11 protein-coding genes and 1 pseudogene are annotated in these 13,916 nt (G+C 59.0%); 7 read left to right on the forward strand and 5 right to left on the reverse strand.

Features of this window, described 5'->3' with window-relative positions; translation table 11 throughout:
* The first annotated feature begins 8 nt into the window (after positions 1 to 8).
* The 5 genes from srlB to gutQ all read left to right on the forward strand — a co-directional run bounded on the left by srlB (position 9) and on the right by gutQ (position 3,377).
* Entirely contained in the window at positions 9 to 371 is a 363-nt protein-coding gene (srlB, locus tag AB2B48_RS12860; RefSeq protein WP_368299329.1) for a PTS glucitol/sorbitol transporter subunit IIA, read from the forward strand.
* A 17-nt stretch (positions 372 to 388) separates the two neighbouring features.
* On the forward strand, positions 389 to 1,168 hold the full coding sequence (gene srlD / locus AB2B48_RS12865) for a sorbitol-6-phosphate dehydrogenase (protein ID WP_368299330.1): 780 nt from the start codon (positions 389 to 391) through the stop codon (positions 1,166 to 1,168).
* Positions 1,169 to 1,217: 49 nt separating this feature from the next.
* A complete protein-coding gene (gutM, locus tag AB2B48_RS12870; RefSeq protein WP_185668063.1) occupies positions 1,218 to 1,577 on the forward strand; it encodes a transcriptional regulator GutM in 360 nt (119 codons plus the stop codon).
* A 68-nt stretch (positions 1,578 to 1,645) separates the two neighbouring features.
* Positions 1,646 to 2,419 (forward strand): glucitol operon DNA-binding transcriptional repressor SrlR, encoded by a 774-nt coding sequence (gene srlR, locus AB2B48_RS12875; protein ID WP_185668062.1) that lies wholly within the window; start codon positions 1,646 to 1,648, stop codon positions 2,417 to 2,419.
* On the forward strand, positions 2,412 to 3,377 hold the full coding sequence (gene gutQ / locus AB2B48_RS12880; RefSeq protein ID WP_368299331.1) for an arabinose-5-phosphate isomerase GutQ: 966 nt from the start codon (positions 2,412 to 2,414) through the stop codon (positions 3,375 to 3,377). The genes srlR and gutQ overlap by 8 nt, the downstream gene beginning before the upstream one ends.
* Here the strand turns inward: gutQ and norR are convergent.
* Positions 3,374 to 4,897: a nitric oxide reductase transcriptional regulator NorR gene (gene norR / locus AB2B48_RS12885; protein ID WP_368299332.1), complete on the reverse strand. Its 1,524-nt coding sequence runs from the start codon at positions 4,895 to 4,897 to the stop codon at positions 3,374 to 3,376. The two genes, gutQ and norR, sit on opposite strands and share 4 nt — an antisense overlap.
* A gap of 191 nt (positions 4,898 to 5,088) precedes the next feature.
* Between norR and norV the strand changes: the two genes are divergently transcribed.
* Complete coding sequence (norV, locus tag AB2B48_RS12890) at positions 5,089 to 6,537, forward strand: anaerobic nitric oxide reductase flavorubredoxin (protein ID WP_220439908.1); 1,449 nt, start codon at positions 5,089 to 5,091, stop codon at positions 6,535 to 6,537.
* A complete protein-coding gene (norW, locus tag AB2B48_RS12895) occupies positions 6,534 to 7,667 on the forward strand; it encodes an NADH:flavorubredoxin reductase NorW (protein ID WP_368299333.1) in 1,134 nt (377 codons plus the stop codon). The genes norV and norW overlap by 4 nt, the downstream gene beginning before the upstream one ends.
* Positions 7,668 to 7,859: 192 nt before the next feature.
* Here norW and AB2B48_RS12900 read toward each other — a convergent pair whose 3' ends face one another.
* From AB2B48_RS12900 to hydN, 4 genes and pseudogenes are all read right to left on the reverse strand, one after another.
* Positions 7,860 to 8,876, reverse strand: a complete 1,017-nt coding sequence (locus AB2B48_RS12900) for a HoxN/HupN/NixA family nickel/cobalt transporter (RefSeq protein WP_220439910.1) — start codon at positions 8,874 to 8,876, stop codon at positions 7,860 to 7,862.
* Between the two features lie 10 nt (positions 8,877 to 8,886).
* Complete coding sequence (hypF, locus tag AB2B48_RS12905; protein ID WP_368299334.1) at positions 8,887 to 11,112, reverse strand: carbamoyltransferase HypF; 2,226 nt, start codon at positions 11,110 to 11,112, stop codon at positions 8,887 to 8,889.
* A gap of 4 nt (positions 11,113 to 11,116) precedes the next feature.
* Positions 11,117 to 13,267: pseudogene (gene fdhF / locus AB2B48_RS12910) on the reverse strand (formate dehydrogenase subunit alpha).
* Positions 13,268 to 13,302: 35 nt separating this feature from the next.
* Positions 13,303 to 13,848: an electron transport protein HydN gene (gene hydN / locus AB2B48_RS12915; RefSeq protein WP_185668054.1), complete on the reverse strand. Its 546-nt coding sequence runs from the start codon at positions 13,846 to 13,848 to the stop codon at positions 13,303 to 13,305.
* Positions 13,849 to 13,916 lie beyond the last annotated feature (68 nt).

Here is a 13,916-nt window from a genome sequence, read left to right on the forward strand (position 1 = left end):
AAAACACGATGGCCGTGATTTATCAGACCACCATTACCCGTATCGGCCAGAGCGCCGCAGAAGCGCTGGGCGAACAAATGCTGATCACCTTCCGGGAAGGCGCTCCGGCAGATATTGAAGAATTTTGCTACATCCACCGTCCCTCAGAACTGAGCGGCCCACTTCTGAGGGGCATGCAGTTTGAGATTGGCCCCCAGCGCTATCAGGTCACCGCGGTGGGCAGCGTCGCCGAACAAAACCTGCGCGAACTGGGACATATCACCCTGTGCTTCGACGGGCAAAACGAAGCGAAGTTTCCCGGCACGGTACACCTCGCCGGGCCTACGCCGGACGATATTGCACCGGGTACTATTTTGCAGTTTATCGATTGAGATTTAAGGAGAAAATCATGAAACAGGTTGCCATTGTTATTGGCGGAGGCCAGACCTTAGGGGCCTTCCTCTGCCGCGGGCTTGCCGCAGAGGGATACCGCATCGCCGTAGTCGATATTCAAAGCGATAAAGCCGCCAGCGTCGCGCAGGAGATTAACGCCGAATTTGGCGAGGGGATGGCCTGTGGCTTTGGAGCCGATGCCACCAGCGAACAGAGCGTGCTGGCGCTATCGCGCGGCGTGGATGACATTTTTGGCCGCGCGGATCTACTGGTCTACAGCGCCGGTATCGCGAAAGCTGCATTTATCAGCGACTTTGCGCTTGGCGATTTTGACCGCTCGCTCCAGGTCAACCTGGTGGGCTATTTCCTCTGCGCCCGCGAATTCTCCCGGCTGATGATCCGTGACGGCATTGCCGGGCGCATCATTCAAATTAACTCAAAATCCGGCAAGGTGGGCAGCAAGCACAACTCCGGCTACAGCGCGGCAAAGTTTGGCGGCGTAGGCTTAACGCAGTCGCTGGCGTTGGATTTGGCCGAGTACGGCATCACCGTGCACTCACTGATGCTTGGCAACCTGCTGAAATCTCCGATGTTTCAGTCACTGCTGCCGCAGTACGCCACCAAGCTTGGTATCGAACCGGGCGAGGTGGAGCAGTACTACATTGATAAAGTGCCGCTAAAACGTGGCTGCGACTACCAGGATGTGCTGAACATGCTGCTGTTCTATGCCAGCCAGAAAGCCTCCTACTGTACCGGCCAGTCAATCAACGTCACCGGCGGGCAGGTGATGTTCTAAACGTTTTGCCCGGTGGCGCTGCGCTTACCGGGCAACCAAGGAGCACGTCATGGTCTCAGCCCTGATTACCGTTGCCGTTATTGCCTGGTGCGCACAGCTTGCGCTGGGTGGCTGGCAAATCCACCGCTTCAACCGGGCGTTCGATAAGCTCTGCCAGCAGGGTCGAGTTGGCGTAGGGCGCTCCGGCGGGCGCTTTAAGCCGCGCGTGGTGGTCGCTATCGCGCTGGATGAACGCCTTCACGTTGTCGATTCGCTGTTTATGAAAGGGGTCACCGTATTCGCCAGGCCGGGGAAAATTGACGGGCTGAAAGGAAAACATCGTGATGAATTACAGCCTGATGTGATCTTTCCCCATGATCCCCTATCGCAGAATGCACTATCATTGGCGCTTAAACTGAAACATGGGTAATTTCGTTGTGAATGCTAATAGCTTGCGAAATTATCATTTCGCAAATTTATGTCAGGGTAATCACGCCTATGAAACCTCGTCAGCGTCAGGCCGCTATTCTTGAGCACCTGCAAAAGCAGGGAAAATGCTCGGTTGAAGAGTTGGCCCAGTACTTTGACACCACGGGAACCACCATTCGCAAGGATCTGGTCATTCTGGAAAACGCGGGAACCGTCATTCGAACCTACGGCGGAGTAGTGTTAAACAAGGACGAATCCGACCCGCCTATCGATCACAAAACGCTCATCAACACCCACCAAAAAGAGCGCATCGCAGAGGCCGCGGTTGCCTTTATCCACGACGGTGATTCCATCATTCTGGATGCGGGAAGCACCGTGTTACAGATGGTTCCCATGCTCGCCCGCTTTCGCAACATCACCGTGATGACCAACAGCCTGCACATCGTTAACGCGCTGTCGGAACTGGACAACGAGCAGACTATCCTGATGCCCGGCGGCACCTTCCGCAAAAAATCCGCCTCGTTCCACGGGCAACTGGCGGAAAATGCCTTTGAGCATTTCAGCTTTGATAAACTCTTTATGGGCACCGACGGCATCGATCTGAACGCCGGGGTGACCACCTTTAACGAGGTCTATACCGTCAGTAAAGCGATGTGCAACGCCGCACGCGAAGTGATTCTGATGGCAGACTCCTCAAAATTCGGACGAAAAAGCCCTAACGTGGTGTGCAGTCTGGAGAGCGTCGACAAGCTGATTACCGACGCGGGAATCGACCCGGCGTTTCGTCAAGCGCTGGAAGACAAAGGGATTGAAGTGATCATAACCGGAGAGAGCAATGAGTGATTTTTTGTTAGAGGCCGGGCGTAAGGCCCTGTTACTGGAACTGCAGGAAGCAAGCCGCCTACCCGACCGTCTTGACGAGACCTTTGTTCAGGCCGCCAACGCCATCCTGAACTGCAAAGGAAAACTGATTGTTTCCGGGATGGGCAAATCCGGCCATATCGGCAAAAAGCTGGCCGCCACCTTCGCCAGCACCGGCACCCCGGCGTTCTTCGTCCATCCGGCGGAAGCGCTGCACGGCGATTTGGGTATGGTGGAAAGCCGCGACGTGATGCTGTTTATCTCCTACTCCGGCAGCGCCAAAGAGCTCGACTACATTATTCCGCGTTTGAAAGAAAAATCCGTGGTGCTGCTGGCAATGACCGGCAAAGCCAACTCCGCGCTGGCGCAGGCAGCCGACGCCGTTATCGATATTTCCGTTGAACGTGAAGCCTGCCCGATGCACCTGGCGCCAACCTCCAGCACCGTCAACACGCTGATGATGGGCGACGCGCTGGCGATTGCCGTGATGCAGGCGCGCGGCTTTAATGAAGAAGATTTTGCGCGCTCTCACCCAGCAGGTGCGCTGGGCGCGCGCCTGCTCAACCGCGTTCACCACCTGATGCGTCAAGAGAGCGATGTCCCGCAGGTCACCGTTCACACAAGCGTAATGGATGCGATGCTGGAACTCAGCCGCACCGGCATGGGGATGGTGGCGGTCTGCAACGATCAATCACAGGTTCAGGGCGTGTTCACCGACGGCGATCTGCGTCGCTGGCTGGTGAGCGGCGGTTCGCTGGCGGATTGCGTTAACGACGCGATGACCAAGGGCGGCGTGACCCTGCACGATCAGGCCCGCGCCGTGGATGCTAAAGAACAGCTGATGAAGCAGAAAATCAGCGCCGCGCCGGTGGTAGATGACAACCATCGGCTGGTCGGTGCAATTAACCTGCAAAACTTCTACCAGGCCGGGATCCTTTAATCCTTCAGCCCCAGACGTTTCGCCAACCGGTGCAGGTTGGCGACGTCTGTCTCCAGCGCCCGGGCGCTTGCCGCCCAGTTATGTTGATGCGTCTCCAGCGCCTGACGAATCATCTGCCGCTGAAAATGCTCGGTGGCGTCGCGCAGGTTATTCACCGTAGCCAACGGGGCCGCAACCTCAGCAACCGCCGCCGTCGGCGTACTTTCCTGGAACGCAAAGTGCTGCGCTTCCAGTACCACCTCGCCGTTGCTGCGCGTGGTTGCCCGCGCCAGCACCACCGCACGGTGCACCGCATGTTCCAGTTCACGCACGTTACCCGGCCAGCCGTAGTTTTGCAGATGCGCCCGTGCGCCGCTGCTTAATACTACTCGAGACAATCCAAGCCGCAGCCGGCACTGCTCGCAGAAGTAGCCCGCCAGCAGCACCACGTCGTCACCCCGTTCCCGCAGCGGCGGCACGAACAGCGGAAATACGCTCAGGCGATGGAACAGGTCTGCACGAAAGTTGCCCGCCAGCACCTCTTCGCGCAGGTCGCGGTTGGTCGCAGCCAACACCCGCACATCAACACGCAGGCTGCGGTCATCACCGACGCGCTGAATATCGCCATACTGCAGCACGCGCAGCAGTTTGGCCTGCAGCGCCAGCGACAGCTCGCCAATTTCATCTAAGAACAGCGTGCCGTTGTCGGCCATCTCAAACTTGCCGCTGCGGTTGCTGATAGCCCCAGTAAACGCCCCTTTGACGTGGCCAAACAGCTCGCTCTCGGCCACGCTCTCCGGCAGCGCGGCGCAGTTCAGATACACCAGCGGGCTGACCGCGCGCGGCGAGCCCTCATGAATCGCCTTTGCCACCAGCTCTTTCCCGGTGCCGGTTTCGCCGCTTATCAGTACGTTCAGGTCAGAGGCGGCGACAATCTCAATCTCTTTTTTCAGCTGCGTCATGCCCGGCGACAGACCAATCATCTGCGTCTCTTTCACCTGCTCGAAATCGGTCGGCGCGCCCGGCAGCATGTTCTGGCTTTCAAGCTGCTCAATCAGCAGCGCGTTGCTGAGCGCCCCCGCCGCCAGCGCGGCAATCAGTCGCAGCTCTTCATCGCTGAAGACATCAAACTGGTCCGGCGACATACCGTCGAGAGTCAGTGCGCCAATCAGGTTTTGCCCGGCAAACAGCGGCAGCCCAATGCAGGCGTGGACCTTCAGGCTCTCCTGGCCAGGGATCAGGCCGTCGTACGGGTCCGGCAAATCGCTGTCGGCCGGGAAACGCACCACGTCGCCTGCGCGGGCAATCGCCTCCAGCCGCGGATGCCCTTCGAGGGTAAAACGCCTGCCGAGCACGTCTTTCGCCAGCCCATCAATCGCCAGCGGAATAAACTGCCGCGCGTCGTAGCGCAGCAGCGCGGAGGCATCACACTCCAGCACCTGGCGCAGCGTGGTGATCAGACGCTGAAATCGGTCCTGATGGCCGACGCCGCGCTGGAGTTCGATAGCAATACCAGCCAGCACATCAACGGAAAAGCTCATGGCGTACCTCTTACAGTCATTTTGACAATGCATAATGTCATATTGACAATATTAAGCATAGTCATTTTGACTAACAATAAAGAGGTATAAATTAATTAAACCAATAAAATCAATCAATTAAAAAGTTGGCACGCAACCTGCAATTAGCAATACATCTTTTTTGAAAAAACGCTGAATTAATTGAGGTTGCTATGTCTATTCTGGTTAAAAATAACATTCATTGGGTTGGTCAACGCGATTGGGAAGTACGTGATTTCCACGGTACCGAATACAAAACGCTGCGCGGCAGCAGCTACAACAGCTACCTTATCCGTGAAGAGAAAAACGTCCTGATTGATACCGTCGACCATAAATTCAGCCGTGAATTCGTACAGAACCTGCGCGGCGAAATCGACCTGGCCGACATCGACTACATCATCATTAACCACGCTGAAGAAGACCACGCCGGTGCGCTGACCGAGCTGATGTCGCAGATCCCGGACACCCCAATCTACTGCACCGCCAACGCCATTGACTCCATCAACGGCCACCACCATCACCCAGAGTGGAACTTCCACGTGGTGAAAACCGGCGACAGCCTGGACATCGGTAACGGCAAACAGCTGATCTTCGTTGAAACCCCGATGCTGCACTGGCCTGACAGCATGATGACCTACATGACCGGCGACGCGGTGCTGTTCAGTAACGATGCCTTCGGCCAGCACTACTGTGACGAACGCCTGTTCAACGACGAAGTTGACCAGACCGAACTGTTCGAACAGTGCCAGCGCTACTACGCCAACATCCTGACCCCGTTCAGCCGTCTGGTGACGCCAAAAATCACCGAGATCCTCGGCTTCAACCTGCCGGTCGATATGATTGCCACCTCCCACGGTGTGGTATGGCGCGAAAACCCAACCCAGATTGTGGAACTGTATCTGAAATGGGCGGCGGACTATCAGGAAGACCGTATCACTATCTTCTACGACACCATGTCCAACAACACCCGCATGATGGCGGATGCGATTGCCCAGGGGATCAACGAAGTTGACCCGAACGTGGCGGTGAAAATCTTCAACGTCGCCCGCAGCGATAAAAACGAAATTCTGACCAACGTCTTCCGTTCTAAAGGCGTGCTGGTGGGGACTTCAACCATGAACAACGTGATGATGCCGAAAATTGCTGGCCTGGTGGAAGAGATGACCGGCCTGCGCTTCCGTAACAAACGCGCCAGCGCCTTCGGTTCTCACGGCTGGAGCGGCGGCGCGGTTGACCGTCTGTCTACTCGTTTGCAGGATGCGGGCTTTGAAATGTCTCTGAGCCTGAAGGCGAAATGGCGCCCGGATATCGACGCGCTGGAAATCTGCCGTCAGCACGGCCGTGAAATTGCCCGTCAGTGGGCACTGGCTCCACTGCCAGAAGCCACGGCAAAACCAGACGCCGCGAAAGAGGCCTGCGCCTGTGCCGCCGCTGCCGCAGCCGACCTCGGCCCAAGCATGCAATGCAGCGTGTGTCAGTGGGTTTACGACCCGGCAAAAGGCGAACCAAACCAGGACGTCCAGCCAGGTACACCGTGGAGCGAAGTCCCGGATAACTTCCTGTGCCCGGAATGTTCATTAGGGAAAGATGTCTTTGACGTGATGGCGACGGAGGCAAAATGAATCATGGCATCGTGATCATCGGCTCGGGCTTCGCGGCCCGCCAGCTGGTGAAGAATATTCGTAAGCTCGACGCGAGCGTCAAACTGACGCTCATCGCCGCCGACAGCATCGACGAGTACAACAAACCGGACTTAAGCCACGTGGTGAGCCGGGGGCAAACCGCCGCCGACCTCACCCTGCAAACCGCAGGCGAGTTTGCCGAGCAGTACAACCTGAACCTGTTCCCGCAGACCTGGGTGACCGGCATTGACGCCAATACGCATGTGGTGAAAAGCCAGAATCATGAATGGCAGTACGACAAGTTGGTGCTGGCAACGGGCGCGTCAACCATCGTGCCGCCGGTGCCGGGCAAAGAGTTGATGCTGACCCTCAACAGTCAGCAGGAGTTCGGCGCCGCGCAAAGTACGCTGCGCGATGCCCAACGCGTGCTGATTATCGGCGGCGGCCTGATTGGCAGCGAGTTGGCGATGGACTTTAGCCGCGCCGGTAAAGCGGTCACCGTGGTCGATAACTCCGCCAGCGTGCTGGCCTCGCTGATGCCGCCGGAAGTGAGCAGCCGGTTGCAGCATCGTCTGACCGACATGGGTATTCATCTGCTGCTGAAATCCCAGCTGCAGTCGCTGGAGCAGACCGCCACCGGCATTCGCGCCACCTTTGACCGCGACCGCCACGTGGAAGTTGATGCGGTGGTGGCCGCCACCGGCCTGCGTCCGGAAACGGCGCTGGCACGCATGGCGGGCCTTGAAATTAACCGCGGCGTGAAGGTCGATAGCACCCTGCGTACCAGCAACCCGGATATCTATGCGCTGGGCGACTGCGCGGAGATCAACGGTACCGTGCTGCCGTTCCTGCAGCCGATTCTGATGAGCGCGATGTGTCTGGCGAAGAATATTCTCGGCCAGTCCGGCGAGCTGAAGCTGCCAAACATGCTGGTGAAGGTGAAAACGCCGGATCTGCCGCTGCATCTGGCCGGTGAAACCCGCCGTCAGGATTTGAACTGGAAGATTGAAACCCGCGCCGACGGTATGCTGGCGCAAGGCTACGACGAAGGCCAGCAGCTGCGGGCATTCGTGGTTAGCGAGGAGCGAATGAAAGAGGCCTTTGGTCTGTTGAAGTCGCTCGCGAGTTAAGAAGTCAACGCACTGTCCGCTGTATCACTTAACCTCAAGCGCAAGGACGCGCGAATGTCTGATTTTAGCCCCGCTGCCCCGGGGCTTTTTTTGTTTTTGCGCCCGGCGTTTCCCCGGCGGCGCTACGCTTGGCCGGGCTACAGATCGAATGTAGCCCGGCCAAGCGTAGCGCCGCCAGGAACGGCTCAAATCTTAACGCACCACCAGCGCGTCATAGTTGCGCCAGCGGTAGTTGACCATCGACACCAGCCAGCACAGCGCGAACAGGCCAATCACCACAAAGCCCGCGTTGCCGAGGTTGTCGCTGAGCATCGACACCCCGCTCCAGATGCCGCCGGTCAGGTCGAACTTATCGATAATCAGCCCCAGCGCTTCCAGCCCACCAATAAACAGCGCGACCACCACGGAGGCACCGGTAATGGTCATGTTGTAGTAAAGCTTACGCTGCGGCTTGTTGAAGGCCCAACCGTACGCGCCCACCATCAGAATGTTATCCAGGGTGTCAACCAGCGCCATGCCGCTCGCGAACAGCGCCGGGAAGACCATAATCGACCACATCGACATCCCGCTGGATGCGCTGGCGGCAGAGATGCCCAGCACGCCAATTTCGGTGGCAGTATCAAAACCAAGGCCAAACAGGAAGCCGACCAGATACATATGCCAGCTCTTGCCAATCAGGCGGAAAGTACGGCTGAACAGCGCGCTCATCATGCCGCCGGTCACCGGCAGGTCGGCCGAGACCGACTCGCCTTTTTTCAGCGCCTGGAAGCTGCGCCACACGCCGCGCAGAATAATCAGGTTGACCAGCGCCATCGCCAGCAGGAACACCGCCGACACGGTGGTGCCGATGATGCTGCCGGTGTCGTGGAACCAGCTCATCTTATGCTGGAACGCGGTCGCCGTGGCGGCAATCGCCACCGATGCCAGCACCACGATGGAGGAGTGGCCGAGTGAGAACCAGGCACCGACGCCGAACGGGCGCTTACCCTGCTGCATCATTTTACGGGTGACGTTATCAATCGCCGCAATGTGGTCAGCATCCACCGCATGACGCAGGCCGTAGCCCCACGCCAGCAGACTGGCGGCCATCAGCGCACCGTTATGACCAAATGCCTGCCATGCCCAACCCCAGGCCAGTAAATTCGCCAACACGAGAACCATAACCAGCAGCGTTGCGCGCGGCTGTTGACGAAGAACATTCCACAACATGAGTAACTCCTTAAACCAGATGGCGAGCTGCAGCAATCACAGACTGCCCGTATGAAATTGCCCCATCCCCCGCGGGTAAACGCTTTGGAAAGAGCAAAGTGAAATCGTGTAGATAGTGCGTAAGGCGACTGCGCAGCAGCGCGTTGTGCAGCACGCCGCCGCCGAAAGCCAGCGTCGAGAGCGACAGACGCTCTGCATGCTGACGCATTAAGGCAGCAATGCCCTGCGCCAGCGCATCGTGAAACGCCCACGCTTTTTGCGCTGGCGTTGCCTGCCAGCTCAGCCATGCCTGCCAGAAGGTGGCGAGATCCAGCTGATCATCAACAACCGGCATCGTCACTGGATGTCTCACGCCCGCACAGCCCGACGCCAGCGCTTCCAGCCGACAGGCGGCCTCGCCTTCGTAGCTCAGCGCCAGCGGCGCGCAGCCGACCGCACAGGCCACCGCGTCAAACAGGCGGCCGCAGGAAGACGCCACCGGGCTGTTGATCCCGCGCTGAATCGCCTGCGCCAGCAGCGGCCAATTCTGCTGCTGCACGGTCTGCGTAGCATCAAACGTTTCCCAGCCGGGCACGAACGCCAGGCAGTGCGCTAGCAGGTTACGCCACGGCTGACGCGCCGCCAGGTCACCGCCCGGCAGCGCCACGGCGGGTAGGCCGCCAAGATGTTCACACTTGCGGTAGCTCACGCGCAGACACTCACCGCCCCACAGCGCGCCGTGTTCGCCCATGCCGATACCGTCGAGCGCCATCGCAATCACCTCACCGCCGTCAAGCGGCCAGTCGTGCTCGGCAAGGCAGGCGGCAATGTGCGCGTGATGATGCAGCACCTGATGCTGCGGCAGCGCCAGTTCAGCCGCCCACTGGGACGAACGATAGGCCGCATGGTAATCCGCCACCACCGCCTGCGGCGCAAAGTCATAAATGGACTGCATCAGCGCCAGCGCCTGCCGCCACTGGGCTTCCACGCCGTCGTCGGTCAGGTCGCCAAAGTGCTGGCTGAGTACCGCCCGGTCGCCGCGCACCAGGCAGAAGGTATTTTTCATGTCCGCGCCGAGGCAGAGCATCGGCGGCACATCGCGAAAGCCCGGCGGCAGGGTCAATGCATCCGGCACATAGCCGCGCGAACGGCGCAGCATCTCACCGCTCTGACGCACCACCGAATCGTCCATACGCTGCACGATATCGCGGTTGTGCAGCAGGAAGCCGTCGGCAATATCGGCCAGATCGGTCAGTGCATCATCGTTGGTCAGCGCCGGTGGCTTACCGCTCAGATTACCGGAGGTCATCACCAGCGGGCGCGCCAGCGCCTGCATTAGCAGATGCTGTAGCGGGTTGGCGGGCAGCATCACGCCAACCTCCGCAAGATCCGGCGCAATCTCCGGGCAGACCCCAGGAATCAGATATTTATCCACCAGCACAATCGGTGCGGCGGGGGTTTTCAGCAGCGAGCGCGCGTCAATTGACAGCGCGTCGGCGTTTGCCACCATCACCGCTAGCGGTTTTGCCGGGCGATGTTTGCGCGCACGAAGCGTCGCCACCGCCGCAGAATTTCCGGCATCGCAGGCCAGATGGAAGCCGCCAATGCCCTTCACTGCCACAATGCCACCGGCATCAATCATGGCGATAGCGGCGGCAAGCGCCGCCTCTTTTTCCGCGCGTTGTTCGCCGCTTTGCCACATCAACCACGGCCCGCACTCGGCGCAGGCCACCGGCTGGGCGTGAAAACGGCGGTCATAAGGATTACGGTACTCCGCCTCGCACTGCGGGCAGAGCGGAAACGCCGCCATCACCGTCAGCGGGCGGTCATAGGGCATGGCGTGAATAATGGTAAAGCGCGGCCCACAGTGGGTGCAGTTGATAAACGGGTAGCGATAGCGCCGCTCCTGCGGGTCGTTCATTTCTGCCAGGCACGCCGGGCAGGTTGCCGCATCCGGGACAATCTGGGTGCTCATCGCCCCGGCACCGCTCTGGCGGATGGTGAAATCGGTTGGCAGCGTCGGCCACTCAAAGGGCTCGACGTGGGTACTATCAATGCGCGCAAGCGGCGGGCAGTACTGGTACAGCGCGGCGATAAAGTCCGCTTCGTCACCGTACAGGCGCAGCAGTACCCCGGCGCTGTCGTTGCAGACATCACCGAGGCAGCCGCGCTGTTTGGCGAGCTGCCAGACGAAAGGACGGAAGCCCACCCCCTGTACTTTTCCGCAGATGCGGATCTGCACGCCGTTTGCGTTCATCTGATTACCCGTTAAGCGCCGCGTTGAGGCGCGTTTTCATCGACTGATAGCTGTCCAGCGCGAAGATTTCGGCCCAGTTCTGATCCTCAATCGCCTCGATTTTCACCGCGCAATACTTGGTTTCCGGCGTTTTCGAGATAGGGTCGAGGTTGTCCTGGGTCAGTTCGTTGCAGGCACCCACCCACCATTGATAGGTCATGTAGACGCTACCGTGGTTGATGCGTTCGCTGACGCTGGCGCGGCTAATCACTTTGCCGCGGCGGGAGGAGACCCACACCAGCTGCTTATCATGCACGCCAAGCAGGTTGGCATCCTGCGGGTTCATCTGCACAAAGCCTGGCTCATCAGCGAGCGATTGCAGCGCCGCGCAGTTGCCGGTCATCGAGCGACAGGAGTAGTGCCCGACCTCGCGTACGGTGCAGAGCACCAGCGGGAAGTCGGCGTCCGGCGTTTCGGCTGGTGCACGCCACGGTGCCGCAAACAGGTGGCCTTTACCATCAGGCGTGGCAAACTGATTGCCTTCGTACAAATACGGCGTCCCCGGATGGTCAAGGGTCGGGCACGGCCACTGTACGTGCCCCATCTCACCCATTTTCTCGTAGGTGACGCCGTAGAACAGCGGGCACAGCTCGCGCATTTCGTCCCAGATTTGCTGGTTATCGTCGTAATGCATCGGGTAGCCCATTTCGCTTGCCAGCAGGCTGATAATTTCCCAGTCGCGCTTGACGTTATAGGTCGGTTCGATGGCTTTTTCGAAGCGCTGAAAGCCGCGGTCGGCGCAGGTGAAGACGCCGCCGTGTTCGCCCCATGAGGTCGCGGGCAGCAGCACGTCCGCCTGCTCGGCGGTCTTGGTCATAAAGATGTCCTGCACCACCACAAAGTCGAGCGCTTCAAACCCTTTGCGCACCAGACCTAAATCCGCCTCGGTTTGCAGCGGGTCTTCGCCCATGATGTAGTAGGCTTTCACCTTCCCTTCGATGGCCAGATGCGGCACTTCGGTAATGCGCACGCCCACTTTGTCGTCCATCAGGCTGGCATCGATGCCCCAGGCTTTGGCGAACTTCTCGCGCACGGCGGCGTCCACCACATCCTGATAGCCAGGGAACTGGTTTGGCAGCACGCCCATGTCGCACGCGCCCTGCACGTTGTTCTGCCCACGCACCGGGCCAACACCGACCGCTTCTCGCCCGAGGTTACCGGTCAGCAGCGCCAGGCTTGCCAACCCTTTCACCACGTCAACCGCCTGGCCAAACTGGGTGACACCCATGCCCCACATAATGGTCGCCGACGGCGCGGCCGCATAGGTACGCATCGCCTGGCGCACCTGCATGGCCGGAATACCGGTCAGGGACTCTACCGCTTCCGGCGCGTAGTCTTTGACCACTTCACGCAATTCATCAAGCCCGGTGGTATAGCGAGAAACGTACTCGTGGTCGTACAGGTCTTCTTCCAGCAGCACGTGGGCGAAAGCGTTCACCAGCGCCATATTGCTGCCGTTACGCATCTGCAGATGCTAGTCGGCGATGCGCGCGGTTTCAATACGACGCGGATCGCAGACGATAATTTTGGCCCCTTTGTCTTTCGCCTTAATCACGCGACGCGCCACAATCGGGTGCGAGTCCGCGCAGTTGTAGCCAAAAACCAGCAGGCAGCGGGAGTTTTCGATATCGCCGATGCTGTTGCTCATCGCGCCGTTGCCCAGCACGTCCTGAAGCCCGGCCACTGAAGGGCCGTGACAGACGCGCGCGCAGCAGTCGACGTTATTGGTGTACAGCACGCCGCGGGCGAATTTCTGCATCACATAGTTGGTTTCATTGCCGGTGCCGCGCGATGACCCAGTGGTCATAATGGCGCGCGGCCCGAATTTGGCTTTGATATCGCCAAGACGCTTCGCGGTATAGCGAATTGCCTCATCCCAGCTCACGGGAGTGAACTTGCCGCCTTTTTCATAGCGGATCATCGGCTGCGTTAATCGGGGGGTCAGCAGCTTGGTGTCGTTCAGAAAATCCCAGCCGTAATAGCCCTTCAGGCACAGCTCATTCTGGTTGGTTTTACCGTCGGCGGCCTCGGCGCGGATAATTTTACCGTTGTCGACAACCAGCTTCAGTTTGCAACCAGCCCCACAGTAAGGGCACACACTCGTGATTTTTTTCATCAGTAACAGACCTGTTAAAAGAGAAATAAGGATGATTAAAGAGAGATAGACGCGGCGCTATCGAGCGCGGCGCGACGACGTTTTTCCGCGCTCAGCTGTTCAAGCTTGCTGCGGTCGACGCAAAACAGCGCGTGAGTCGGGCAGGCTTCCATACAGGCTGGGCCAGCTTCACGGTGGTAGCAGAGGTCACACTTGTTGGCTTCCGCTTTCTCCGCACGCACCTTCAGGCCCGCGCCGCTGTTACGAACCACCGGACGCACCACCACTTCCATCGCACCGTATGGGCACGCCACCACGCAGGTTTTGCAGCCGATGCAGCGTTCCTGCATCACATGGATAAAACCTTTATCGCGGCTGATTGCGCCGTTCGGGCAGACGTTAGCGCACGGCGCGTCTTCGCACTGGCGGCAGGCGGTGGCGGTAGAGACATCTACGCCTTTAATAACGTGAATACGGGGCAGGAAAGATTGCGGCGTCAGCGCGGCGCAGTCCTGATCTTCCTGGTGGGAAACCACGCATGCGACTTCGCATGTCCGGCAGCCAATACATTTACTCGCATCAGCAATGATGAAACGGTTCATCAACTTCTCCAGCAATGACAGTGAATTCGCGGGAGAATGCATTATTCGAGCCAACTTTTAGTTAGCTG

The sequence above is a fragment of the Kluyvera sichuanensis genome, assembly GCF_040930405.1.
GTDB classification, from domain to species: Bacteria; Pseudomonadota; Gammaproteobacteria; order Enterobacterales; family Enterobacteriaceae; genus Kluyvera; species Kluyvera sichuanensis.

Coding starts and splice junctions, on each gene's coding strand:
- norW (WP_368299333.1), top strand. CDS start 6,534: ATGAATCATGGCATCGTGATCATCGGCTCGGGCTTCGCGGCCCGCCAG.
- norV (WP_220439908.1), top strand. CDS start 5,089: ATGTCTATTCTGGTTAAAAATAACATTCATTGGGTTGGTCAACGCGAT.
- gutM (WP_185668063.1), top strand. CDS start 1,218: ATGGTCTCAGCCCTGATTACCGTTGCCGTTATTGCCTGGTGCGCACAG.
- gutQ (WP_368299331.1), top strand. CDS start 2,412: ATGAGTGATTTTTTGTTAGAGGCCGGGCGTAAGGCCCTGTTACTGGAA.
- hydN (WP_185668054.1), bottom strand. CDS start 13,848: ATGAACCGTTTCATCATTGCTGATGCGAGTAAATGTATTGGCTGCCGG.
- hypF (WP_368299334.1), bottom strand. CDS start 11,112: ATGAACGCAAACGGCGTGCAGATCCGCATCTGCGGAAAAGTACAGGGG.
- srlR (WP_185668062.1), top strand. CDS start 1,646: ATGAAACCTCGTCAGCGTCAGGCCGCTATTCTTGAGCACCTGCAAAAG.
- srlB (WP_368299329.1), top strand. CDS start 9: ATGGCCGTGATTTATCAGACCACCATTACCCGTATCGGCCAGAGCGCC.
- norR (WP_368299332.1), bottom strand. CDS start 4,897: ATGAGCTTTTCCGTTGATGTGCTGGCTGGTATTGCTATCGAACTCCAG.
- srlD (WP_368299330.1), top strand. CDS start 389: ATGAAACAGGTTGCCATTGTTATTGGCGGAGGCCAGACCTTAGGGGCC.
- AB2B48_RS12900 (WP_220439910.1), bottom strand. CDS start 8,876: ATGTTGTGGAATGTTCTTCGTCAACAGCCGCGCGCAACGCTGCTGGTT.